Origin of the sequence: Flavobacterium ginsengisoli (assembly GCF_029625315.1) — a bacterium.
GTDB classification, from domain to species: Bacteria; Bacteroidota; Bacteroidia; order Flavobacteriales; family Flavobacteriaceae; genus Flavobacterium; species Flavobacterium ginsengisoli.
The window spans coordinates 3,736,712-3,760,330 of record NZ_CP121110.1; the positions used below are offsets into that span (position 1 = coordinate 3,736,712).

The window sequence follows — 23,619 nt, forward strand, 5'->3', positions numbered from 1 at the left end:
TTTTGTTTTTTTACAAATTTAGAAATTATTTACCTAAGAAAGAATTTGAATTAGGGCTCTTCTGCAACTGTTTTTTTATTCTGCGGCGTTAAATTGATCAAACGTCATCTTTTTTTCAAAATACGGTTTGTCTTTTGCAGAAAGCGACATCTTTTTCCATTTATTGTCTTTTAATTCAAAAGAGATTGAGTCTGAGTGTTGAAGAATTCCCATATCCATGTTCTCATCCTCGTCTGCAGGTAAAAACGCAACAGTTTTGCAATAAAAAGATTTTGGATCAGATTTGGTAGAAGGATTTACGATTTCAACCCAGTTCCCCCAGCCGCTGTCAGACATTGAGCTCCATTGGTGTACTAATTGTAGTCCGCTGTTTTTTAAATAATAAAGATAGTTTTCGTGTGAATAACCACAAGCAGGATATCCAAAATTGATTTGTATAAAAGGAGAATTTTTAGCAGTCTCAGATGTTAATCCGTAAGAAGCTGTCCACTCAGAACCTTTTTGAAAACTTTTAATCGCAACTTTAGAAGATGCGGTTTTGGTTTTATTCTGATAAAAGTCTAATCGGTATTTTACAGTAACAATGCTGTCTTTATCTGCTTGCTGATCTACCAAATGCGCTAAAATAAAATCTGTCGAAGATTCTGTTTCTCCAGTATAAATCGCTACAGTATCGGTTTTAATAATTTTTTCATTAGCTGAAACTTCTAATGTCTCCTGTGGTTCAATGATTTCTGCTGTTGGTGGTGCAGCATCTGTAGGTTTTGTTTTTTGGCAACCGATTAAGAGCAATACGAAGAAAAAGGGGGCTATTTTCATAAGGTTTATATTAGATTTTCAAATATAAATTTTTCATCGTAATCGACATTAAATTTATTTAGAAAATTCAGAAATTCATCATTAAAATTTTGCTTTTTATGATGTTCCTTTTGATTTTCAATGTATTTGTAAACAGAATTAATTTGAGATTGACTATATGAGAAAACGCCATATCCGACTTGCCATGAAAATTTGGATTTGGTTAATTGATTGTCGTTGATATACTTTGAAGATTTTGCCTTAACATTTTTCATGAGTTCAGATATTGAAATACTTGGCTTAATGGCTAATAAACAATGTAGATGATCTTCGACACCATTTACAATAATTGTTTTGCCTCCATTTTCATTAATTAAATTTCCAATCACGCCAAGCAATTTTGATTTCCAGCTTTCCTCAATTACGGCATTTCTATATTTGACTGCAAAAACTACTTGAATGTAAATTTGATGATAGGTATTTGCCATACTTTTTTTGGCAAAATAAATCATATCTCTTTAATTATTGTAGTATTTGTCTTTCTTTTTTTTGAATGTGTCGTTCCGCTGGAACTTTTGGAATTATTAATTATATTATTTTCCACGGATTAAAATCCGTGGCTACAATATTTAAACGTTCCTACGGAACTTTGTCAAATGTTTATTTGTAAAAGAGCCATTGGCTCGAAATATTTTGTAGGGCCGGATTTTAATCCGGTTAACAATGAAAAAAATCCGCATTTAATTTGAAGAGCCATCGGCTCGATTCATATTTTAATCCCAAATTTTAATCTAGCCGTAACATTTAATTTCTACTAAAAAAACCAAGTAGCTACAAAAATTGCTGTAATCACACAAATCAAATCTACCAAAAGCATCGTGCCTAAAGCGTAACGGGTGTTTTTGATATTTACCGATCCAAAATAAACCGCAATTACATAGAAAGTACTTTCGGCGCTGCATTGGAAAATACTGCTTAATCTTGCCGTTAGAGAATCGGCTCCAAATGTATTCATAGAATCAATTAAGAAACCTCTTGAACCAGCAGAACTAAATGGGCGCAGCATGGCAACAGGAAGTGCATTGGTAATTTCTTTATTTACTCCCATATTCGAGAAGACAAAAGCAATTCCGTCACTGATAATTTCAAATAAACCGCTGTTTCTAAATAGCGAAATTGCAACCAGCATTCCTAAAACATAAGGAAAAATTGTAACTCCTGTTTTGACTCCGTTATTGGCTCCAACAACAAAAGTATCGAAAACAGTCGTTTCAGCTTCTTTGAATTTCTTTTCATGTCGGAATGAGAAAATCAAAGTAAATGCTATGATCGCAATTAAGATTAATCCAGAAAGATTAGAGGTAAAATAGTTTTTTCCAATCAAATCCAAATGATTTACATACATCAGTAACCCCACAATTGCAAGCAATTAAAACCATTAAACCAATAAGAAGAGAGGCGCTTTTGAAATTGATTTTCTGTTTGATTCCAACAATCAAGAAAGCGAGCAATGGTGCCGATAAACGAAGTTATGATACAAGGCAACATTACATCGGCAGGATTACTTGCGTTTGCGGCAGCTCGATAACCAATAATAGAAGTTGCAATTAAAGTCAATCCAGAAGCGTGAAGACACATAAACATGATTTGTGCATCACTCGCTTTGTCCTTTTCGGGATTTATTTCCTGTAAACTTTCCATAGCTTTTAATCCAAATGGAGTTGCAGCCGAATCTAATCCCAAGAAATTGGCAAGCAAAATTTAAAGTCATATAAGATATCGAAGGGTGATTTTGTGGAATGCTCGGAAATACCTTAACAAAAACCGGACTCAGTGCTTTTGCTAATTTTCCAGAAGCTCCAGAAACGATTAAAAGTTCCATCAAACCACAGAAAAAAGCTAAATAAGCGATAAGCGGCAGAATTAAATCAACCAAAGTGCTTTTACAAGTTGGCAATAAACCATCAGATTTTTGAAGTCCGCTATAAATTTTTACGGTTTTGTTTTTGTAAACATACGTTGTATCGGCATTTAGTGTATCACGATTGATAATCATGGTCTGATCTGGCGCTTTCTTAATACTGTCTTTTAAGAAAGCAGGAAGTTCTTCAAGGTATTTTTCAGAAACTAAAATAGGATCATCTTTTTTTCCATTTAAAATAGAATCAATGGTATACGTATTGGCAGTAAACAAACTGACTACAATAAAAACAATCGAAGAAATAAAAATCGCTAACCAAAATCTGCTTAATACCATAATTGTAATTTTTTGTAAATGTAATTATTTAGCAATAATACGCATAAAGATTTTAGGAGTGAAACCCGAAGTAAGAGTTATAAGCAACAAAATTTTTATAAAAATTCAGATTATTCAATAACAATTTTGGTTCCCAAATAGGTTTCAAAAGATTTAATTCCTTCAAATAAGATGTGTTTTTTGTCGGTTTCGATTTCTTTGAAAAGCTCCGTTTCTATTTTAGCATGATCTTTTTTGATTGTCCTTTTCCAAATGCCGATCACTTTTCCATTTTCTAAAATTATGGGTTTAAAGATGCCATTATTAGTAAAAACTTTCGATTGATGATCTGTTTGAAAAGAAGCTTCTCGTGTTTTATACGAAATCAGGATCTCATCAAAAGCGGGAAGAAAATGTACGATTTCGCGAAAGTTATCTGTATTGTTAATGTCTTTTTTAAGCCAATATTGCTGATTATCAATAGTAATTTTGTTTAATTGCAACTCTATTGCGTTAATTGCTTTTTGGCAAATTGTGGGAGCAAAACCCGACCACCAAGAGAAATCAAGTACTGTTGCAGGACCATGACTTTCAAAATAACGTAAAGCAAGTTTGGCTAAAGCTTCTTCTTTATTTAGTTTGGAGTTTGGTTTAGAAACTCTTTCTTCGAGCAAAGCATACGTAATTTGTTTGCCTTTCATTTCTCCATTGCAGACTAAACCATCCAATTCGGCATTCATCATAATGGCGGCACTCAAGAAATCGGCGCTTGAAGTTTTCTTGATGCCAAGTTCCTGCATGATTTCATCTCGAGTCAAATGATTGTTTCCTGCCAATAGTTTTTCGATAGAAGTATTAGCTTGGTTTAGCTTTTTCTCATCAAAACTATATTTTTTAGTCGCAGAAGAAGTGAAACGTTTTACTTGCGGAGCCGAAAGATCCAGCATCCAATAAATATCATCAGGAGAAACAAAATGCCAAGTCGGACGCAGAATATGAGTTCGGATAATTTTGCCCGAATTTATAGCCTCTTCAATCTCTTTTTCGCCAGCATCACAACGAGAACCAATGGCCCATTTTGCCATTGCATAATCTTGAGCCTGCATAGCACCAAGATGTTTTACAATTTCTTGTGGCGAACAAGAAGTTGTTTTATAAAGCTTTTGCGAAACCAAACGGTAATGCGAAATTTCGTCGTGTGTCATTTTTAGACCATTTAAGTCGTTGAAGTTTATTTTAACACGATGGTTAAAAATCTTAGCATCTTAGTAGCTTAGCAACTTAAAAGCTATACATGAATAATCTCTTCATCAATCAATAAATCTTCTCGACGCAAGCGCAAGAAAACCTGAGCAACTGCAATGGTGTCTTTTTCGCAATAGGTAATGATTCGGTCAATATCTTTTTCAACATAATAGACATGTGCAACCTGACTTCCGTCAATATCACCTTTTGGAGAAGGAACTCCAAGAATCTTGGTGAGCAATTTTAAAGATGTAAAATGCTTATAATCGCCAAATTTCCATAATTCTAAAGTATCCAAATGCGGAACTTCCCAAGGCTTTTTACCAAATAAATTCAGTTTATCTGGAATTGCCATTTGATTGATAATCATCCTTCTTGCAATAAACGGAATATCAAATTCTTTTGAATTATGCCCACACATCAAATGCTGCGGCTGATTAAAATGATTGTTAACCAGATTCGAAAAGTCTTTTAGAATTTTCTTCTCATCGCCAAAAAATGAGGTAACTCTAAAATTTCTAATATCTCCTTTGATCGTAAAAAAACCAACCGAAATGCAAATTATCTTTCCAAATTCAGCCCAAATTCCAGCACGTTCGTAAAATTCTTCGGGAGAAAACTCGTCTTTTCGTTGATATTGCGTTTTCAAGTCCCAAAGCGTTTGCATTTCAGCGTCAAGCGAATTGAAATTCTCTTCTTCAGGAACTGTTTCTATATCAAGAAATAAAATGTTATTTAGGTTTATTTTTTCAATCATATTTTTTTTGCCACGAATTCACGGATTGAACTAATTTTGATTCTGTATAAATGTACACAAATTTAAATTTTTAATCTATCGTAAATAAAAATTGAGATGAATTATCCTGCTTTTTTGACAACAAATTAAAACAAACTTTGCTGTGGAGATGGGCTTTCATGTTCCAAAAGCCATTTTTTACGAGATAACCCTCCAGCATATCCAGTCAAGGATTCGTTTGTTCCAATCACGCGATGACAAGGAACTACAATCCAAAGCGGATTTTTACCATTTGCCGAGGCTACAGCGCGAATTGCTTTTACATCTCCAAGTTTTTTGGTCTGATCCATGTAACTTACCGTTTTTCCGTACGGGATTTCCAATAAAGCTTTCCAGACTTTCTGCTGAAATTCGGTTCCTTGCGGATTCAGTTTTAAATCAAAATCGGTTCTTTTTCCTTCAAAATATTCATTTAATTGCAAAACTGCATTTTGTAAAACTTCTGGAATAGTTTCTGAAACCTCATTCGTACCAATATCAGAAACAGAAATTACCGAAATGCCGTTTTCATCTCCAATGATTTTGGTGATTCCGAGAGGCGAATTGATGAAAACTGTTTCCATGATTTTTTGAATTTTAACCGCAAAGAAGCAAAGTTCGCAAAGTTTTTTAAAACTATGTAAGTAATTTAAGTTTTTGCACGACAGTTTAGACGATTGTCACCCTGAGCGAAGTCGAAGGCTTATGAAAACGAAATGGGCTTCGACTTCGCTCAGCCTGACAGTAAGATTTAATAATCTCCCAATCTGAATTTATAATCTAAAACGGTTTCAATTTTTTCACTTGAAATTACCTTTTTAATATTCGATTTTTCTGAACTAAAATTTGGTAAAGGCAAATTCATTTTGGTAGCTTTTTGAGTGTAGTAATCCTTTCTTGACAGATGAAAGGGCGCAACGGCATTAAAAACCTCATTCCATTTAGATTGATTTAGGATTTCTTCAATAATACCAATACAATCTTTTTGATGAATTAAATTAACAGGAGCATCTGGATTTTCTAGGTTTTCTTTTCCTGCTAAAAACTTAACAGGATGACGATCTTCGCCAATTAAACCTCCAAAACGAAGAATTGTAGTTTCAAAGTTTTGATTTTGTCTGCAGAAGCTTTTCGACTAAAAACAATTGTTTACCACTTTCCGTTTCTGGATTCGGAATGGTTTCTTCTGCTATAAAACCATTATCATCACTATAAACAGAAGTCGAACTTACAAAAAGCACTTTCTCAACCGTTGATTTTTCTATAAACGGAATTAAATTTTTGATTTTATCTACAAAAGCTTTCTTTTCAGAATTAGGATCGACTGCTCTTAATTTTGGCGGAATATCTATAATTAAGATTTCGCTTTTTGCTAAAAAAGAATCAATGTTTTGAGAAACTTCTTTTTCTTCAATTTCAACCAAAAACGGATTTATTCCCGCATCTTTTAGAATCGAAAGTTTATTCTCTGAAGTTGTAGATCCGTTTATCGAATTGCCTTTCGTAATTAATGTTTTTGCTAAAGGAAGTCCCAGCCAGCCACAGCCTAAGATGCTAATTTGTTTCATTTTTTTAAGGTTACTGCAATTAATAATCTCGCAAAGTCGCAAAGTTTAATTTTCTTTATTTGCGTGATTAAAAGTCACAGAGATATTCTTTGGTTACAAAGTTAAAGTAAATCGGACTTTGTCTTTTCCTTTTGCGCCCATTCTGTTATAAAATTTAATCGCTCTTGTATTGAATTCCGGCGTTTGCCATTGAATGTTAACGCAATTGTTTTGTTTTCCTATTTCTTTTAATCTCTCGATTAAGATTTCTCCAATTCCAAAACCTCTGGTTTCTTCTTCCAAGAATAAACAATCCATGTAGAGAAAGTTTTGTGCGTTCCAGGTCGAAAAATCAAACGTATAAGAAGTGTAACCAACAATCGTTTCGTTTGTAGCCACAACCAAGCAAAATAATTTTGGATTTTGGCCAAATAAAGCGTTTTTTAAACCATCTTCTTTTCCTTCAGGAGAAAACTCAGCTTTTTCAAATTCTGCGTGTTTTTCAATTAAAACAAGTAGTTTGGGCAAATCTGTGATTTCACAGTTTCTTATTGAATATTCCATTGTAAGTTAATTTCATTTTGTAAAAAGCTAATGAAATGATGAAAATAATCGGGATAACTTTCTTTAGCACGTGTGGCAATAAAGTGTTTTCTTTTCAATCCATTTTTTCCAACTTTCACTGCTCGTAAAGAAGTGGTTTTTAAATAGGGTGTAAATGCCCATTTTGCCATTGACATCACGCCCATATCGGCTTTAACCATTTCGAGCGAAGCTTCGGTTAATGGCATTGGCGTTATTTTCTTCGGATTTACTTTGGCAGGAGCCAAAAGAAATTGGTGAATAGTAACGGTCTCCAAAGGAAGTGAATGAATAATCAAATGTTCGTTGATGAAGTCTTCTGCAACTACATATTTTTTATCAGACCAAGCATGGTTTTCTGAAACTACCATAACCATTTCATCCTGAAAAAGCTCTTGATATTTGATGTTGCTGTCTTTTATCTGATCGCTTACAATGGCAATGTCAATGGTGTTTTCCAGCAATTTTTGCAACGGAATATGAGTCGCCTCGGCTACGATTTTCAATTCTACATTCGGATATAAAAGATGAAATTGCTTTAAAACCGAAGGAAGCCAATGATAACTTGAGAAACATTCAGTACTGATTCTGATTTCGCCATGTTCACCAAAGACCATTTGTTTGATTTGAGTTTCGGTTTCGGCAAGTTTATTCAGTATTTCGTTGGCAATTTCGTAGATTTTTTCACCAGCTTTTGTAAGCACTAATTTTTTGTTTGTTCTTAAAAATATGGCGGTTCCCAATTGATATTCGGCTTCTTTAAGCTGATGGCTCAAAGCCGATTGTGTTAAATGAAGTTTGTCGATCGCTTTTGTGATGCTTCCTTCTTCGACAATTGCTTTGATCAATTTTAAGTGGCGTATTTCCATTTTTGAAGAATTAATACGCAAAGTAACAAAATTTTAGACTGGCTTTGGTATGAAAAAAAGTAATGCTCATGATGAATTCTTTTCGTTTTTATGGTGTTTGATGTTCATCTACTTTTGGAAAAGTAAAACATTAAAACCTAAACAACATGGAAGCACAAATTAAACATTATGAAAACAAGTTAGCTTTTGAAATGGATCCGTCAGATTTATTCGAAGCTTTAAATAATGGTGAAAAAATAATCGTAATCGATGCCAGAAGAGCTTTTGGTTATGATGAAGAGCATATTCCGAATGCGATTAATATTCCGCATCGCGAAATGAATCTAGAAACGACAAAGGATTTAGATAAAGATGTTTTGTATGTAACGTATTGCACCGGAATTGGCTGTAACGCGTCTACAAAAGGAGCTTTGAATATGACGAAATTAGGTTTTAAAGTAAAAGAGCTAATTGGCGGACTGGAATGGTGGAAAATCGACGGATATGCAACCGAAGGAACAAAAGGCGAAAAACAAGGTTTAAAAATAGAATGCGCTTGTTGATTTTGAGTTGCAAAGGTTCAGAGAAACAAAGGCGTAAAGGTTTCTCAACATATCTTAAAAAAACAAAAGCACTATGAAAATAGTGCTTTTTATCTTGGTGTCTCTAAACTTAAATTTTACGATTCTATTAAAGCTTTTAAGCCTTGTAAAATCGGATTCTCTTCGCCTTGCGGTTCTTCTTGAACTGCGCCTGGACGATTATCTTCTTGAATTATTTCAAGTTTTGTTTTCTGATTTTCTTCAGATAAAACATAATTCATTATAAAATAATTCTCCGGTTTATCTTCTAAACCAGGTCTTGGAAAAAACAGAGAGTATTTGATTTTCTGATTTGGAACAACTTCTAAAACAGTTCCCCATTGTTCAAAAACTTGACCATCCCATTCATTTCTAAATCTGATTTCGCTTCCAGTTTTCCAAGTCGTAAGCAAATCGCTTCCGTATTGCCATTGTTTGACTAATTCTGGTTGTGTTAATGCATTCCATACTTTTTCAACTGATGCATTTAAAACGATTGTAGAAATATTTGTTGCCATGTTTATTCTATTTTAACGTTGTTTTTCTCAGCGATTTTTTTGAATAAATCTTCTTTGTTTTCCGATTTCATTTTCTGATAAATAGCACCAAGGAGTTGTTCAGAATCTTTCGCATATTCAGAATTTTCGTTGGTATAAATGATATGTGCAATAAAAATATTATCTAATGCTTTTTCATCGTCTTTGAGCATGAAATAGTTCTTTCCTGCACCAAAATAACCTTCGGCGTTGTCTGGATGATATTGAATTAGTTTTTCGTAATAACCGATCGCGGTTTTAAAATCAGATTTTAAAGTATAAACAACTCCAATGTTCATTAAAGCAAAATTTCCTTCGGGATAAATCTCTAGTGATTTTTTGTAATATTTAATGGCATTATCATAATCGTTTAACTGTCTATAAGAAACAGCAATATCATCAAGTGCAAGAACAAAGTTTGGATCTGATTTTAAAGCCAGCTGAAAACTCTCAACAGCCATTTTATAGTTGTTCTGACGCATAAAATCTTTTGCAATTATATAAGAGTTCTGTGCGTTTTTGTCTTTTGATTCACTATAGAAAATATTGTCTTTGTTTTCTATTACTTCTGGAACTAAGTTTGGACATTTTTTTGAAATGATACCTTGAACTCTCAGAATCATGCCTTGAATGCCCTCAACTGTATTGATAGATTCTCTCACTTTTGGATCTTTATCTGTCAGAATCAGTTCGCCCATTGGTTTAGTTAGACAGTCCCTAAAAACATCTTCAGTAATTTTTGAACTTTTTTCTAAACACTCGCATGCTTTTGCCGCTATTTTTTCTTCGACATTTTGTGCATTAAGTGCTAGAAAGCTGTTGAAAGTCAAGAACAACACGAAGTTTTTTTTCATTTTAAATGATTTTGGGTTAGTCCAATTTCCTTATTCTGGTTTAACAACTACAGGTTTCAAACTATCTTTACTTACAGCCAAACTATCTACAGGCACAACAGGGGCAATTGGTTTTACTGGTGGCGTATATCTTTTGATTTTTTGTTGTATTAATACTGCGTCATTTAAAACGAATGGCGTTGGCATCATCCAATTATTTCTTGGTTTAACATTTAATAGCGGATTGCTCATTAAATCGAACGAACTCTCGATTAAATCCATATCAAAAATAGATGATTTATTGATGTAGAATTCCATTTCAAGCGGTTCGTTGCCTACAACATAATAACATAAAATTTTACTGTCTTCTCTTTGCAGACGGTTTCCTTTTTCGCCAGAAGTTGTCACTCCGTTTGCTTTAAAGTTAAAAAATGTCATTTTTGGATTAGCATAAATGTCGTAACGGTTTACTTTTCTGTTTGGAGTAATTTTGATTTTCAGATATCTATTATTTCCAATTACGCTGTCTCTTAAAAATTGAATTGTCGGTTTTGGCACTTCAACAACTGGAGCAATTGCGCTATAAGTAAACGTTGTATTGTATTTACTTGCCAGCGGAAGCGTATTTAACCCAACTGCTTTTTGATTTTTCTCGCCTAAATACGATTTAGTCCATTCGTCTAAATTTGTGTCATAAGTGGTCCAAACAGCAGAATTGTTATCGGCATTGTAAACATATAACAAGCTGTTTGATTTGGCTTTTCCGTATTCGTAGCCAGAATTGTATCCTGCGTAAACGAAAAATGCGATAGAAGTAAGAAAGAAAACAACAATCCAAGCTCCTTTTTTAGCAAAAGCTCCAAATATCGGAAGCAATAATCCGAATAGCAAAACGGTTAAAACGGCACTTCCATATAATATTTTAAGTCCTAAACCAATTGGAAACATTACAATAAAAGGCGCAATAATTGCTAGGGCAGGAATAGAGAATATTAAATTCAATCCTAAACTATAGTGCTGTGTAAAGACAAAGATTCCGAATAATAAAATTCCGAAATATACAGGAATGATTAAAAAGCCTGCACCAGTTAAGCTGTTGGCTAAAAAAGCATTAATGATAATCCAAAGCAATAGAGGCGCCACAAAATGGTTCATGGTAATTTTAGCTTCAGAGAAATGATGATAGAAAGCAAAACAAATAGCAATGCTCAAAGTAACAAAAGCACCAATATAGGCATGCCCGTTATAGGTAAATCCGTTTAGAAGATCAGAATATTGCGGATAAATTTCAAGAAGAAGTTTCCATCCTAAAAAGGTTACTAATCCTGCAATTATAATAGATCCTAGAAGCGGAACAAACCCTTTGAAAATTTCTGTGAAAGTGATGATTCTTTTTGCTTTTCCAACAAAAATGAAAACAATCAATAAACCTAGAGCAATAAGTGTCATTGGCATTACCCAAGTAAACGGATAACTAATGAAGGTAAAAGGAACATTGAAATAAACATTATCTTCTGTAGACTCCGTTTGGTTTAAATCAATATTGGTGAAGTATTTCAGCAAAGGCATGATGTAAGTGCCTTGATGTGCTAATGTAGTTTTGTTTAGATGCTGAACATCATCTTGTTGTGTGTGATAGTTGAAATGACCATCGATAAAAGCAAAATTGAAACCTTGAATGTTTCCTTGTTCTCTAAAGACAGTTAGATCAGTGTCGTTAGGAAGCATTTTGTAAATACTGTACATCAAAGAATTTGAGACTGGGTAAGAAGGTTTTGCTTTAGTAAATTCTTTAACTAGCGCTTGGTTTCCTTTATTGGTTTCCATTAGCATGTAGCTTGGCCCAGAACTTCCTCTTGCTTCAAAATTTAAAACCAAACCAACATCTTTTGCCCAAGGATGCTTGTTTACGAATAAAGCTGCTCCGTTTAACCCTAATTCTTCTGCATCAGAAAATAAGATGATAATATCGTTCTTTTGAGGATGTTTTGAGTATAAAAAGGCACGTACACCTTCTAAAATTGTTGCAACGCCAGAAGCGTCATCGCTTGCTCCTTTTGAAAAAGAGTGAGGTGCACTGTCATAATGAGAAAGAAGTAAAAGTGCTTTTGTATTGTTTGTTCCTTTAATTCGAGCCAAAATATTTTTTGACTTTACCAAAAGACCTTTATCATTTAGAGTAAAACCTTCCTGAACACTTGTTTCTAAACCTATTCTATTTAATTCAAGCTTAAGATAATTAGCAACTAGTTCGTGATTGGTAGATCCGACATAGTGCGGTTTCTGTGCAATAATTTCAACCTGATTTAAGGCTCTTTCGGTCGAAAATTCGGCCAGCGCTTCGTCATCTTTCGAAATTCCTTGCGGCATCATCGTGGCATATATAATACCGAGTAAAGCTAAAACGCAGACTATGGCGAGAATTGAGGTGGGGTTTTTTCTCATGGTGAATAATACTAACTATATTTCTTTTTTAACAAGCATAAAATAATCATTGTCCAAGGAACGATAGCCTTGATCGTACAAGAAATAATATGTATTTCCTGTCTTGGTTTGTAAAATGTTTGTAAAGAACTCAAAATCAAAGCCTTTTGTTAATAATTTGTCTCGAGAAGCTTTCGATTTTCCGTCTACATTTAACTCTGCCAAAATACGGTAATTTTTGCGTAACTTGTTGTTTATATTTCGCATGAAATTTGTACTATCTTTATTTATTTTGTTATTGTACGCATTTCTACAACTATCAGAACAGAATTTCTTGTCTTCGCGACCGAAAATTTTGGCTGAGCATTCGAGGCATGTTTTCATGAATTCAATTTTTTAATTTCGTAAAGGTCAGATCTACGGTCTTTTAATGTTTTTACACTTCCATGTTCGTGAAGCTCTTTTAATAAATTTAAATCAACATCAACAATAAGCGTCATTTCTGTGTTTGGAGTAGCTTCTGCTTTGATTCCGTTACTTGGAAAAGCAAAATCTGATGGCGTAAATACAGAAGACTGCGCATATTGTATATCCATATTATTTACTTTCGGAAGATTTCCAACGCAACCTGCTATGGCTACATAACACTCATTTTCGATAGCACGCGCTTGCGAACAATGTTTTACACGAGTATAACCGTTTTGAGTATCGGTTAAAAATGGCACAAACAAAATATCCATTCCTTCATCTGCTAAAAGTCTCGAAAGTTCAGGAAACTCGACATCATAGCAGATTAAAATTCCGATTTTACCACAATCGGTATCAAAGGTTTTAAATTGAGATCCGCCTTTCATTCCCCAATGAATAACTTCATTTGGTGTAATATGAATTTTGGTATACATTTCTGAAGTTCCGTCTCTTTTACATAAAAATCCAACATTGTAAAGATTTCCGCCTTCTAAATAAGGCATACTTCCTGTAATAATGTTGATATTGTATGAAATGGCAAATTCCTGAAAACGCTTTCTAATAGGATCAGAGTGGCGGGCAAGTTCACGAATGGCTTCTGCCTCAGATAGATGATTATAATCGGCCATTAATGGCGCAATAAACAATTCTGGAAACAAAGCAAAATCAGAACCATAACCCGAAACGGCATCAATAAAAAATTCTGCTTGTTCAAAAAGTGCTTCAACATTATTAAGCGGACGCATCTGCCACTGAATTAGTCCTAGACGAATAATGTTTTTCTTTAAATTAATCAGTTTCGGACTATCATCATAGTAAATATTATTCCATTCCAATAGAACCGCAAATTCTTTCGATTCTTCGTCACCTTCCAGATAATTCTTGATGATTCTCAAAACATGAAAATCGTTGCTTAACTGAAAAGAAAGAACTGGATCGTACAATTCTTTGGTACGCACTTTTTCGATATACGTTTTTGGAGACATCTTTTTGGCATGTTCTCTATAGTTCGGAATTCTCCCTGCAAAGACAATCGCCTTGAGGTTCAATTGTTCGCAAAGTTCCTTTCTTGCATCATACAAACGGCGCCCTAAACGCAAGCCTCTATAATTGGGGTGAATAAAAACATCTATGCCGTATAAAATTTCAGCATTTGGATTGTGGGTCGAAAAGGTATAATCGCCACTAATTTGCTGATAATTATGTCTTTTTTCTACTAATTTTTCGTCAACAATAAGAGATAGGGCAGAGCCAACAACTTTTCCGTCAACCAAAATCACCAGCTGTCCTTCTGGAAAAATTGAAAGAAGTCTTTCTATATCCTCAGATCTCCAATAAGAATCTGCCATTTCTGGATATGACTCAATCATTGATTTCTTTAATTGTTTATAGTCTTCTATTTCAAGATTTCTTAACTCTACTTTTTTAATTTTTGCTTGCATATCGTAAGATTTATCTCAAATATACAAAAAACAAATTCCATTTACAAACGCTTACAAATAGTTACAGTCGATAGTAAATAGTTAACAACCGACTGTCAATGTTGAGGTTTGGCATCTTTGCAGTGTTGAATTCAATAAACGATTCAATTTAATAATAACATTAAAACAGTATACGCCATGAGTGCAATTAGAAACAAAGTACAATTAATCGGGAATGTTGGTAATGATCCAGAAATTAAAACATTAGAAAGCGGGAGAAAACTTGCGCATCTTACAATCGCAACAAATGAGATTTATAGAAATGATAAAGGCGAAAAAGTAGAGCAAACCGAATGGCATCGCATAACTGCTTGGGGGAAAACAGCGGAAATTATCGAAAAGTATGTTGTAAAAGGGAAAGAAATCGCTGTTGAAGGAAAACTAACGCACAGAAGCTACGATGACAAAAACGGCGAAAAGCGCTATATAACGGAGGTTGTTATAGATGAAATTTTACTGTTGAGTAAATAATCTTTTTTGCGAAATAATAAAACCCGACAGGTTTTTAAAACCTGTCGGGTTTTATACTTTACGGAAAATTGTTTTTATAAAATTGAAACGCCATTAGCATCGGTTATAAGTACTTCGCTCATATAATCAAAGAAAGGTCGCATGTTTTTGAAAGCATCTAAAGCCAGTTCTAAAAATTGTGGACTCAATACTTCTTCATCAGTAAAACGTTTTATAACCAAAAATTGTTTGAAACGAAGTAAATCAATTGCAGGATGATCTACATCAAAACCTTTTGGTTTTGTTTTAAGCTGTTCGCCTTGCAAAGTTCCAAAATTGCTTTTAAAAGATTCTGAATTCAATATTTCCTGAAAGGTTTCGGGATCTTGAGCAAATTCTGTTCTTATTCGTTTTAAATCTGTTGCGTTTGGTCCCCAAAAACCACCTGCAAAAAAACTGTTTCCTTTTTCGAGATGAAAATAATAACCGCCGCGTCGTGCTGCAGTTGCACGTGTGTAACTTCCGCCCCAATAATGTTTAAAAGGTGTTTTATCTTTAGAAAAACGAATATCGCGATAGATTCTATAAACGCTTTTTTTGCCAGAAGTATTTTCTAAAACATCAGTTTTGGAAAGCTCTTTTAGTAAAGCGCCTGCAAAGTTTTCAATATGATTAAGTTCTATTAAATATTGTGATTTATGCTGTTCGAACCAGGGTTTGTTGTTATTTTGTTTTAGCTCAACCAAAAAGTCAAGACTTGATTTCGGTATTGTAATATCGTTTTTCATAATGGAGTTTAAGAATCGAGAAATGACTGCAATTTAAAACTAAAAAACCCACCAGAGAAATCTGATGGGTTTTTCTATATCGTGTTAAGCAGTTTTTTTGAATAAATCAAACATAGGACAGCGTGAGCAGCGTTTCTTTTCACTTTTCTTATACTTCTCGCGAGCAAGAAGATTTACAATTTTCGATCTTCTTAATTTTGTCAAGGATAACAGCGTTTTTCTTTTTCTTCTTATCCTTTTTTTTGTCCTTGTCTTTTTCTTTCTTGCTCACTTTTTCCTCTGAATTTTAAAAACAGAGACAAATATAAACCAAAAAAGTTATTTTTAAATATTCTAAATAAACTTTAACTTTTTTATTTAGGATTGATAGCGATCGAACTAGTAACTGTTAATTGCTGAATATCACGATCAAACAAATAAAGTCCTCCTTTGTCCTCGCCAATCAAGTTGATTTTGTCCAAAATAGATTTAGCTGTTGCTTCTTCTTCGATTTGTTCAGAAACGTACCATTGCAAGAAATTATGAGTTGCATAATCTTTTTCTTCAAAAGTAATGTGTACTAATTCGTTGATAGATTTTGAAACAAAAAGTTCGTGGTTATATAGTTCCTCAAACATTTCTTTAAAAGTAGAATATGTTATTTTAGGCGCTTTTAAATCTGTAACTTGAGCATGTCCGCCACGTTCATTTACATATTTTACCAATTTAAGCATATGTGCACGCTCTTCGTCTGATTGTGTGTACATAAATTGAGCAATTCCTTCCAATCCTTGTACTTCTGCCCAACAAGCCATTGACAAGTAAGTTTGCGAAGATTCTGCTTCTATTCTGATTTGCTTGTTTAAAGCCGATTCAATATTTTTTGATAGCATAATAGGTGTCTTTTTTGTAAAATTAAGAAAAATTATTCATTTCATTTTTGCGAAAGCTCGAAAACATTAGACTTTTAGATCGATTTTCGTTGAAATTAATAGGAACTGATTTTCTCAAAAGTAGCGGGATTTGAAAATATCGATTTGCTTATGATTGAATTTCTATTGTTTTCTATCATAAAACCATCGGTAAATTTTCTCATAATAAATTGCTTTGAAGCATCATCGTAATAGCTTAGAATGTAATAGTTCTTTAATTCTAGAGCATGGTACAATGTTATTTTTTTATTGAAATTCAAATAGTAAAACAAGTTCTCACTTGCCATTGGTTCTGATTGTTTGTCGCTTATGAAATCTAAATTTTCATTTAACATTGCATCAAAATAAACTATTTTATTTATTGAATAATATTCGCGAACTCCAAACTCTTCGGGAGAATCAGATTTAAAATAGTAATCGAAAGATTCTCCAAAACCACTAAAAGTAATAAAACTGTTTTTTTTGTTTTTAATTACAGAAATACTAGGAGTAAGTCCGTCCAAATCTTTAAGAAATTTTGCAGTGTTTTTTAATTGCTGAGGTTTCTTGTTGTTAATCTGAAGAAAGAAAGGCGAGTTTTTAAAGGGAATAGTATCATTTTTTGAAAAGGAATACTTCTTAATGCTGTTTTTAGTATCAAAATCTTTTACTTCAAACAACAATTCGTCTTTATTTGTTGCAATTTGAAATAGCTTTTTATCATTATAAAATGAATTTACTGTTCTTAGTGGACTTTTAGAAACAGAACGATCAAAAGTTCTTCCCTTCATAATACCAGTATTCAGGTTAACCTCAAAAACTTGTGTTCGCTCTAGACGATCATCAAATGTAAAAATGAGACGTCCATCAGCCAAATAGAATTTGCTTATTTGTGATGTGAGATTAGGAGGATTAAGTACTCCCGATTCTATTTTTTTAATTGGAAAGTATTTGAGGAGAGCATTGAAAGAAATATTTACATTCTGTTTGTTTTTAAAAGTAAAAGCAGAAAAATCAAGCATTTTAATTTCACACTTTTGATTCTCAAATTTGTAAAGAAGCAGATGTTCAAGTTCTTTTTCTTTGGCAAGAATGTAAAAGGTATTATTCTCTTGAAAAAAATTTATAATGTACTCGTGATTTCTCGGAAAATCAAAATTTAAGGATTCTGATTTTTTTTGAGCTAGATTGTAAGTGGTAATGAGAATATTTTTATTATTTCCTGAAATCCAATATAATGTTGGTTTTTGTCCCGCACTAATAGTAGCGCCCAATAGGTTTCTATTTGCTTCTTTCTTTATTAAATCTGTAAATTGATTGGTTAGAAACAATGACTTATTGTATTTCAAAATATTTATGTTCTGATTGTCCCAAACAAAGGCATAAATGTCTTTAGATTCTTTGTCTTCAATATTTAGAATTTGAGTTTTTTCCAGATTATTTAAAGATAATGGTAACGAATTTAAGACTGTTTGACTGAACAGAACGCTTTTAGAAAATAATAGAGAAAGGAGTAGCAGTTTTTTCATAAATGAATTTTATCAAATTTTATTCCAAATTTTATGAGATATTTCTGCTGTTTTAAATTTTGAAGCATAAAAAAGTCCTTAAGATTTTTTCTTAAGGACTTTTGAATCAAGTCTTCTTAAAAGGAATTATTTTACAATAAAAGTAACTCTTCTAGCCAATCTTCTAGCTTCATCAGAATCTTTTTGAATAGATGTATCTGCACCGTTTGCAACAACATTTAAACGAGAAGAATCAATTCCAGCTTTTTCAAAAATAGTTTTTACGTTTTTTGCTCTAGCATTAGACAGTTTCTCATTGTACTCAGCTTTTCCAACTTGATCTGCATAACCTACAAGGTCAAGAGTAGCAGAAGGATTTTTTCTTAAGTAATTTAAAACAATATCAATTGCAGCAGTTGAGTTCTCAATTGGAGTTGTTTTATTGAAGTCGAAATAAACACTGAAATACTTGTCATTAATCATTTTTCTGATTAATTCATTATCATTTGGTTGTGGTGCAACTACTTGTTTTTCTACAACTACCTCTTTTTGTGCAGGTCTGTTTTTGATTTGTGATTCTAGATCTGCTACTTTGCTTTCTAAAGCAGAAATATCACTGTCCTCATCTGAAATTACAGTCCAGTCTGCATGTTTTGTGTTTTTACCTAAGTAAACATTTAAACCAACAGTTCCGTTAAAGATCAATCCAGAAAACCCCCTGTTGCCAGGAACATATGCTCCGTCAAAAGTACGGTCTTGCGATGCGTTTATAATAGTTGAGAAATCACCCGTTAAAGCAACTCTGTTTGATAATCTAATTTGCCCAGTTACTCCAGCAATGAAGTTACCCATTTCATCTGCACCTTTAAAATTATCACTTCTTAATTGAGCATACCCAAAACCAGCATGTCCTAATAAACCAATGGTGTTAGTCCAGGTTTCAAAATTCATTATACGCCCTAAGTTAGCAACAGCTTGTAAATCTACTCTATAGTATTTTGAATCAAAATCGATAGAGCTTCCTTTTGCAGTAAAACTGTTGTATCCAAAATCTGCTTTCAAACCGAATTTGTTGTTCAACATGTAACGCACACCTATATCTCCAGTCCAAGGACTTAAAGTATTGGTAGAATACCCAGCATTAAATGGTCGCTGCGGTTTATTAACCCCTGCGCCTAAATCTATAGACCATTTATTATACCCGTTATTGTTTTCTGTTTGCGCATGTACTCCAGTTAATGCTAGGGCAAATGCAAGAGTCATTACAACTTTTTTCATTGTTTCTAAATTTTAAATTTTAGTCCAAAACAACGACAAATTGTAGGTAAAAACTTTCTTTAAAAGCCAAAAAAGTATTAGAATAAGATTAGTGATAAAAATTTAAAGACTATAAAAACAGTAAAAAAAACAAAAACACATAAATGGTTTTATTTATAAGTTATTGATAGGTAGTGTCTTTAGTCAAAGCCATCGGTAAATTTGCGTAACACAATCTGTCTTGACAAAACATCATAATAACTCAGCAGAATGTAATTGTTTAACTTAAGCGTATTAGCAAGAACAGCTTCTTTATGTGTATCTAAGAAGTAAAAGACTTTGTCAGTAGCAAAAGGCTGGTGCGTTTCTCGAGTTAGTTCTAGCTTTTTTGTCCAGATGCTTTCGAAAAATACAGAATAATTGGTTTCAATATTGTAAAAATTGTTGGAAGGAAAATCTCCCATAGGATCGTTAAAATTAAAACCGTTCATAGATACTGTTTTCAAATCACTGCCCGATCCTCCTAAAGTGATAAAAAGATTGTTTTGATTTTTGTACACCGAAAGTCCTGCATCAAGAGAAGATAATGTTTTTAAAAATCTTGCGGTATTCTTTAATTTTCGGGGTTCACGATCTTCAATCTGCATTAGTAAAGGCGAATTACTAAAGCGGATTGTGTCTTTTTTTGAAACCGTAAAGCTTTTTATCGATTCTCCAGATTCATAATCTTTAATATCAAATAAGAGTTCATCAGGGTTTACATTGATTTGATATAATTTATTTTCATGGTAAAAAGAATTAGACGTCTTTGGATTTTTCTCTCCAACAGGTTTCATAAATGTCTTCTCTTTTATTTCCATACTTTCTAAATCAATGTCAAACAGTTGAGTTTTTCGGAAACTTTGATCCAAAGATAAAATCAAACGGTTTGGAAGAAGATACATTTTACTTTTGGCTGTAACTTTATACAACGGATTGTATTCGCCTGAATCCATTTTTTCGATGGGATTTTCATTCAAGATTTGAGAGAATGTTTTGGGTTGCGTTCTGCGATCAATAAATTTGAAAGAACTAAAATCTAAAAACTTTTCTTCAGCCAATCCGTTTTTAAAGATAAAAGCCGTTAATGCTTCTTTTGTTCTCTCTTTCATTATCAAATAGAAATTATTGTCTTTTTGATAATTTGTGAGAATGAATTTATCTTCCAGCGGAATCTGAAATTTTAAGGCTCTAGAAGTTTTATTTTCCAGAAAATATTTAATTAAAATGATTGATTTTTCTTCTCTAGAAAACCAATATAAAGTTGGATTTCCGTCTTCGCTAAAGCTATATCCCATCAAAGATTTATTCTCAGTATATTGACGGTTGGTTATAAACTTATCTCTTAAAAATAAGGCGCTATTGTATTTTAATATTGAAAGACTATCTGGGCTGGCCGCAAAAACAAACACATCATGAGTAGCGGTGTTTTCGCCAGTCATAATTTGAGATTGAGCAATTTTGTTTTTTAAATCAACTGCATAAGAAGTCAGCACTGTTTGACTTAGCATAACAGTACTAGAGATTAAAAACAAAAAAAGAAAAATTCGTTTCATGTGTTTTTAGGGCACAAAAATTATTCCGTTTATTTATTGATTCATAAGCTCTTGAAAAAGATCTACAAATTGCCCCATGTGCATTCCATCCATTAATGCGTGATGAACATAAACTGCCATTGACATGGTTCTTTTTCCTGTTTCAGAAAGCATCATTTTTCCAAATGAAACTTTAGGACAACTGTCAGGATAAGTAAAACTTCTTGCATGAGTAAGTGACGTAAAATTCAACCACGGAATTGCTGAGAAATGTATCAAATTATCAGTGTCAAATGATCTTGTAAAAAGCCCAGTTGTGTTTTGAATGCGTTCAATTTCTGCTAATGCATTTTGTTCGAATGTTTTAAAATCCGAATGGTATTCAATTAAAGAGAATCCAAAAGTGCCATCTTCTCGTCCAATCGTTGCCGAAGCGTCTACACGGTCGTTAATGTAAATTTGATCTCCTGAAATTCGGTATTTAAAGTTCTCGATGGCGTTTACCGCAACTAAAGTTTTGTGTAAATAGAAAATGAAAAAAGAAGCGTTTAAACTTTTGGCCGTTTCATATGCTTTAGTACAATCGATTTCTACGGTTGCGCCAAAAAAAGGTTCTTCCATTTGTTTGAAATGGGCAAAATGCTCTTTTCTATTCCAGTTTTCTAAGTCTAAAAGTGTTTTCATTATAATAAATTCGGAACGACTTCTGCAATAGTTTCAAATGAACTAAAGTGCTCGTGTTCTATAGTATGATTAATTTTTTCGTGTTCCCAAGTAGTATGAAACGGAATATGAACAGCATAACCGCCAATTCCTAAAACTGGAAGTACATCTGATTTTAATGAATTTCCAATCATTAAAAATTCGTGCGCTTCAATATCTAGACGCCCTAAAAGTTTTTGATAATCAATTTCTTGTTTGTCTGACATTACTTCGATATGATGAAAATAATGACCCAAACCAGAACGATGCAATTTGCTGTGCTGGTCTTTTAAATCACCTTTTGTGGCAACGACTAATTTGTATTTTCCTTTTAAAGCTTCAAGCGTTTCTTCAATTCCGTCTAAAAGTTCAATTGGTTTTTCGAGTAATTCTTTTCCGTATTGAATGATTTTTTCAATGACTTCAACAGGAATGGTATTGTTCGAAATGTTCATCGCAGCTTCAATCATCGAAAGAATGTAACCTTTAATTCCATAGCCATACAAAGGCAGATTGGCAATTTCAATTTTAAATAATTCCTGCGAAATACCTTGATGCGAAAGATAATCTTCCATCAAAGCACAAAATTTATGTTCGGTTTCTTGAAAATAAGGTTCGTTTACAAACAAAGTATCATCGGCATCAAATGCGATTACTTTTAAGTTCGGTATTTTAGTTTTATGTAACATGGTGTTTTTGTTTCAAGTTTAAGGTTTTTTTGCCACGAATTTCACGAATTATCACTAATTTTTTTCTAATGCCTTCTATTAAGATAGAAAATAAATCAGTTCGATCTGCAGAATCTGCGAGAGATTTTTTTGCCACAGATTATTGGGATTAAAATGATTTTTAAAAATCTGTTCAATCTGCCAAATCTGCGAGAGATTTTTTTAGCAACAAATTACTCGAATTGCACTAATTTTTTTGCCACAGATTCTTAAGATTAAAATGATTTTTTAAAATCTGCTTATATCTGTTGAATCTGCGTGAGATTTTTTTTAGCCACGAATTCACGAATTAAACTAATTTTTTAGCCACAGATTATGAGATTAAAATGATTTTTTAAAATCTGTTCAAATCTGCTGAATCTGCGTGAAACCTTTTTCTTAATTCTTAGAAAAAAGCCCTTTCAAAGAAATCGTTTTATCATAAAAAGTAATTCGGATTCCGAAAAGCAGAATGATTCCACCGAAAACCATCTGTAAAGTTATTTGTTCTTCCAAAAACAACCAAGCTAAAATTGAGGTAATTACAGCTTGACTCAATAAACTTAGTGAAACTCTCGTTGCGCGCATGTGCTGAGTGGCATAACTAATAGAAAGCCAAGCACACAATTGACAAATTACGGCCTGAAGTACCAAAACAAACCAGCCAGCATCAGAAAAACCAGTGAATGGTTCGCCTAATGAGTAACACAAAATTCCTAAATAAATGCTAGAAGCCATTAAACTGATCGTCATAAACGAAAGAACATCAACAGTAGAAAGCACATTCTTGCTAACTAAAAGATAAATCGAATATAAAATTCCAGACAAAACCGCAAATAGAAATGCCTGATCGAAGTTTAAATCGATAAAAAATTCAAAACCGACTAAAGTTACCATTCCGAATAAAGAAACAATCGTACCAATCCAAAAATTAGTAGCAGGTTTTGTTTTTAGAAAAAAGAAAGAACCAATACCAACCCAAACTGGTGATAAATTTGTCAAAAGCGAAGCCTGCGTTGCACTCGATTCCTGAATGGCGATATTCCAAACTGCAACATCTGAAGCAAACAAAATACCACAAAGTCTTGCTAAAAGTGCAAATTTTAGATTTGGAAGTTTAAAGTTTCCGCTGAAAAGTACATAAGGCAACAACAAAACCACAGCAAAAAACATTCGGTAAAAAGCCGAAATTAATCCTGGAGTTAAGCGTAATTTTACTAATATTGGAAAAATCGATATGCAAAGTATACCGCAGATTAGGGCTAATCTTGGTTTTGTGAGTTTCATTAGATGTATTTATTCTTGTATTATTTTTCAAAGATAACTTAGAAAACGAGTATTTTGAAAGCAAAAAGCGCAAATCGATTAAAAATCTTAATCGGTTCGCGC

The 23,619-nt window shown here is 33.1% G+C and carries 23 protein-coding genes and 1 pseudogene; 2 read left to right on the forward strand and 22 right to left on the reverse strand.

The features are described 5' to 3' along the window. Positions 1-75 precede the first annotated feature (75 nt). The 9 genes and pseudogenes from P5P87_RS17415 to P5P87_RS17465 all read right to left on the reverse strand — a co-directional run bounded on the left by P5P87_RS17415 (position 76) and on the right by P5P87_RS17465 (position 8,052). The gene (locus P5P87_RS17415; RefSeq protein WP_278020089.1) at positions 76-819 is read right to left on the reverse strand and encodes a hypothetical protein; all 744 of its coding nucleotides are present in this window, start codon (positions 817-819) and stop codon (positions 76-78) included. A 5-nt stretch (positions 820-824) separates the two neighbouring features. Further along, on the reverse strand, positions 825-1,286 hold the full coding sequence (gene tnpA, locus P5P87_RS17420; protein ID WP_278020090.1) for an IS200/IS605 family transposase: 462 nt from the start codon (positions 1,284-1,286) through the stop codon (positions 825-827). Positions 1,287-1,612: 326 nt separating this feature from the next. Next, a pseudogene (locus P5P87_RS25965) lies at positions 1,613-3,055 on the reverse strand (nucleoside recognition domain-containing protein). A 110-nt stretch (positions 3,056-3,165) separates the two neighbouring features. Next, entirely contained in the window at positions 3,166-4,239 is a 1,074-nt protein-coding gene (locus P5P87_RS17440; RefSeq protein ID WP_278020094.1) for a winged helix DNA-binding domain-containing protein, read from the reverse strand. 83 nt (positions 4,240-4,322) lie between these two features. Next, complete coding sequence (locus P5P87_RS17445) at positions 4,323-5,036, reverse strand: 3'-5' exonuclease (protein WP_278020095.1); 714 nt, start codon at positions 5,034-5,036, stop codon at positions 4,323-4,325. Positions 5,037-5,161: 125 nt separating this feature from the next. Next, on the reverse strand, positions 5,162-5,638 hold the full coding sequence (locus P5P87_RS17450) for a methylated-DNA--[protein]-cysteine S-methyltransferase (RefSeq protein WP_278020096.1): 477 nt from the start codon (positions 5,636-5,638) through the stop codon (positions 5,162-5,164). A gap of 516 nt (positions 5,639-6,154) precedes the next feature. Further along, the gene (locus P5P87_RS26180; RefSeq protein ID WP_422854074.1) at positions 6,155-6,622 is read right to left on the reverse strand and encodes a Rossmann-fold NAD(P)-binding domain-containing protein; all 468 of its coding nucleotides are present in this window, start codon (positions 6,620-6,622) and stop codon (positions 6,155-6,157) included. 93 nt (positions 6,623-6,715) lie between these two features. After that, on the reverse strand, positions 6,716-7,165 hold the full coding sequence (locus tag P5P87_RS17460; RefSeq protein WP_198855177.1) for a GNAT family N-acetyltransferase: 450 nt from the start codon (positions 7,163-7,165) through the stop codon (positions 6,716-6,718). Continuing rightward, positions 7,150-8,052, reverse strand: a complete 903-nt coding sequence (locus P5P87_RS17465; RefSeq protein ID WP_278020097.1) for a LysR family transcriptional regulator — start codon at positions 8,050-8,052, stop codon at positions 7,150-7,152. Before P5P87_RS17465 ends, P5P87_RS17460 begins: the two co-directional genes overlap by 16 nt. A gap of 146 nt (positions 8,053-8,198) precedes the next feature. Here P5P87_RS17465 and P5P87_RS17470 point away from each other — a divergent pair, with 146 nt between their 5' ends. Continuing rightward, positions 8,199-8,594, forward strand: coding sequence for a rhodanese-like domain-containing protein (locus P5P87_RS17470; protein ID WP_198855179.1), 396 nt, complete (start codon positions 8,199-8,201; stop codon positions 8,592-8,594). A gap of 116 nt (positions 8,595-8,710) precedes the next feature. On the opposite strand, the gene P5P87_RS17475 is transcribed toward P5P87_RS17470, so the two are convergent. The 5 genes from P5P87_RS17475 to P5P87_RS17495 are packed head-to-tail and all read right to left on the reverse strand — an operon-like array spanning position 8,711 to position 14,315. Then, a complete protein-coding gene (locus P5P87_RS17475; protein ID WP_278020098.1) occupies positions 8,711-9,130 on the reverse strand; it encodes an SRPBCC family protein in 420 nt (139 codons plus the stop codon). A 2-nt stretch (positions 9,131-9,132) separates the two neighbouring features. Next, positions 9,133-10,002, reverse strand: a complete 870-nt coding sequence (locus P5P87_RS17480; RefSeq protein ID WP_278020099.1) for a tetratricopeptide repeat protein — start codon at positions 10,000-10,002, stop codon at positions 9,133-9,135. Positions 10,003-10,032: 30 nt separating this feature from the next. After that, positions 10,033-12,426: a M28 family peptidase gene (locus tag P5P87_RS17485; RefSeq protein ID WP_278020100.1), complete on the reverse strand. Its 2,394-nt coding sequence runs from the start codon at positions 12,424-12,426 to the stop codon at positions 10,033-10,035. A 15-nt stretch (positions 12,427-12,441) separates the two neighbouring features. Further along, the gene (locus tag P5P87_RS17490; protein WP_008465546.1) at positions 12,442-12,789 is read right to left on the reverse strand and encodes a hypothetical protein; all 348 of its coding nucleotides are present in this window, start codon (positions 12,787-12,789) and stop codon (positions 12,442-12,444) included. Beyond that, the gene (locus P5P87_RS17495) at positions 12,786-14,315 is read right to left on the reverse strand and encodes a bifunctional GNAT family N-acetyltransferase/carbon-nitrogen hydrolase family protein (protein ID WP_198855183.1); all 1,530 of its coding nucleotides are present in this window, start codon (positions 14,313-14,315) and stop codon (positions 12,786-12,788) included. Before P5P87_RS17495 ends, P5P87_RS17490 begins: the two co-directional genes overlap by 4 nt. A gap of 177 nt (positions 14,316-14,492) precedes the next feature. Here P5P87_RS17495 and P5P87_RS17500 point away from each other — a divergent pair, with 177 nt between their 5' ends. Next, entirely contained in the window at positions 14,493-14,825 is a 333-nt protein-coding gene (locus P5P87_RS17500) for a single-stranded DNA-binding protein (RefSeq protein ID WP_198855184.1), read from the forward strand. 74 nt (positions 14,826-14,899) lie between these two features. Here P5P87_RS17500 and P5P87_RS17505 read toward each other — a convergent pair whose 3' ends face one another. The 8 genes from P5P87_RS17505 to P5P87_RS17540 all read right to left on the reverse strand — a co-directional run bounded on the left by P5P87_RS17505 (position 14,900) and on the right by P5P87_RS17540 (position 23,517). Continuing rightward, positions 14,900-15,592 (reverse strand): DUF2461 domain-containing protein, encoded by a 693-nt coding sequence (locus tag P5P87_RS17505; RefSeq protein ID WP_278020101.1) that lies wholly within the window; start codon positions 15,590-15,592, stop codon positions 14,900-14,902. A gap of 353 nt (positions 15,593-15,945) precedes the next feature. Further along, positions 15,946-16,464: a ferritin gene (locus P5P87_RS17510; protein ID WP_179003006.1), complete on the reverse strand. Its 519-nt coding sequence runs from the start codon at positions 16,462-16,464 to the stop codon at positions 15,946-15,948. Between the two features lie 95 nt (positions 16,465-16,559). Then, positions 16,560-18,011, reverse strand: a complete 1,452-nt coding sequence (locus P5P87_RS17515; protein ID WP_278020102.1) for a hypothetical protein — start codon at positions 18,009-18,011, stop codon at positions 16,560-16,562. 126 nt (positions 18,012-18,137) lie between these two features. Then, positions 18,138-19,268 carry an OmpA family protein gene (locus tag P5P87_RS17520; RefSeq protein ID WP_278020103.1) on the reverse strand — a complete coding sequence of 377 codons (1,131 nt, stop codon included), beginning with the start codon at positions 19,266-19,268 and terminating at the stop codon, positions 18,138-18,140. A 179-nt stretch (positions 19,269-19,447) separates the two neighbouring features. Then, the gene (locus tag P5P87_RS17525; RefSeq protein WP_278020104.1) at positions 19,448-20,842 is read right to left on the reverse strand and encodes a hypothetical protein; all 1,395 of its coding nucleotides are present in this window, start codon (positions 20,840-20,842) and stop codon (positions 19,448-19,450) included. A 33-nt stretch (positions 20,843-20,875) separates the two neighbouring features. After that, entirely contained in the window at positions 20,876-21,505 is a 630-nt protein-coding gene (locus P5P87_RS17530) for a chloramphenicol acetyltransferase (RefSeq protein WP_198855189.1), read from the reverse strand. Next, positions 21,505-22,212, reverse strand: a complete 708-nt coding sequence (locus P5P87_RS17535; RefSeq protein WP_198855190.1) for an HAD family hydrolase — start codon at positions 22,210-22,212, stop codon at positions 21,505-21,507. The genes P5P87_RS17530 and P5P87_RS17535 overlap by 1 nt, the downstream gene beginning before the upstream one ends. A gap of 417 nt (positions 22,213-22,629) precedes the next feature. Then, positions 22,630-23,517, reverse strand: a complete 888-nt coding sequence (locus tag P5P87_RS17540) for a DMT family transporter (RefSeq protein ID WP_278020105.1) — start codon at positions 23,515-23,517, stop codon at positions 22,630-22,632. Between the last annotated feature and the right edge of the window lie 102 nt (positions 23,518-23,619).

Coding starts and splice junctions, on each gene's coding strand:
- P5P87_RS17505 (WP_278020101.1), bottom strand. CDS start 15,592: ATGAAAAACGATATTACAATACCGAAATCAAGTCTTGACTTTTTGGTT.
- tnpA (WP_278020090.1), bottom strand. CDS start 1,286: ATGGCAAATACCTATCATCAAATTTACATTCAAGTAGTTTTTGCAGTC.
- P5P87_RS17500 (WP_198855184.1), top strand. CDS start 14,493: ATGAGTGCAATTAGAAACAAAGTACAATTAATCGGGAATGTTGGTAAT.
- P5P87_RS17415 (WP_278020089.1), bottom strand. CDS start 819: ATGAAAATAGCCCCCTTTTTCTTCGTATTGCTCTTAATCGGTTGCCAA.
- P5P87_RS17495 (WP_198855183.1), bottom strand. CDS start 14,315: ATGCAAGCAAAAATTAAAAAAGTAGAGTTAAGAAATCTTGAAATAGAA.
- P5P87_RS17450 (WP_278020096.1), bottom strand. CDS start 5,638: ATGGAAACAGTTTTCATCAATTCGCCTCTCGGAATCACCAAAATCATT.
- P5P87_RS17465 (WP_278020097.1), bottom strand. CDS start 8,052: ATGGAAATACGCCACTTAAAATTGATCAAAGCAATTGTCGAAGAAGGA.
- P5P87_RS17475 (WP_278020098.1), bottom strand. CDS start 9,130: ATGGCAACAAATATTTCTACAATCGTTTTAAATGCATCAGTTGAAAAA.
- P5P87_RS26180 (WP_422854074.1), bottom strand. CDS start 6,622: ATGAAACAAATTAGCATCTTAGGCTGTGGCTGGCTGGGACTTCCTTTA.
- P5P87_RS17525 (WP_278020104.1), bottom strand. CDS start 20,842: ATGAAACGAATTTTTCTTTTTTTGTTTTTAATCTCTAGTACTGTTATG.
- P5P87_RS17540 (WP_278020105.1), bottom strand. CDS start 23,517: ATGAAACTCACAAAACCAAGATTAGCCCTAATCTGCGGTATACTTTGC.
- P5P87_RS17440 (WP_278020094.1), bottom strand. CDS start 4,239: ATGACACACGACGAAATTTCGCATTACCGTTTGGTTTCGCAAAAGCTT.
- P5P87_RS17510 (WP_179003006.1), bottom strand. CDS start 16,464: ATGCTATCAAAAAATATTGAATCGGCTTTAAACAAGCAAATCAGAATA.
- P5P87_RS17485 (WP_278020100.1), bottom strand. CDS start 12,426: ATGAGAAAAAACCCCACCTCAATTCTCGCCATAGTCTGCGTTTTAGCT.
- P5P87_RS17520 (WP_278020103.1), bottom strand. CDS start 19,268: ATGAAAAAAGTTGTAATGACTCTTGCATTTGCCCTAGCATTAACTGGA.
- P5P87_RS17460 (WP_198855177.1), bottom strand. CDS start 7,165: ATGGAATATTCAATAAGAAACTGTGAAATCACAGATTTGCCCAAACTA.
- P5P87_RS17530 (WP_198855189.1), bottom strand. CDS start 21,505: ATGAAAACACTTTTAGACTTAGAAAACTGGAATAGAAAAGAGCATTTT.
- P5P87_RS17490 (WP_008465546.1), bottom strand. CDS start 12,789: ATGAAAACATGCCTCGAATGCTCAGCCAAAATTTTCGGTCGCGAAGAC.
- P5P87_RS17515 (WP_278020102.1), bottom strand. CDS start 18,011: ATGAAAAAACTGCTACTCCTTTCTCTATTATTTTCTAAAAGCGTTCTG.
- P5P87_RS17535 (WP_198855190.1), bottom strand. CDS start 22,212: ATGTTACATAAAACTAAAATACCGAACTTAAAAGTAATCGCATTTGAT.
- P5P87_RS17480 (WP_278020099.1), bottom strand. CDS start 10,002: ATGAAAAAAAACTTCGTGTTGTTCTTGACTTTCAACAGCTTTCTAGCA.
- P5P87_RS17470 (WP_198855179.1), top strand. CDS start 8,199: ATGGAAGCACAAATTAAACATTATGAAAACAAGTTAGCTTTTGAAATG.
- P5P87_RS17445 (WP_278020095.1), bottom strand. CDS start 5,036: ATGATTGAAAAAATAAACCTAAATAACATTTTATTTCTTGATATAGAA.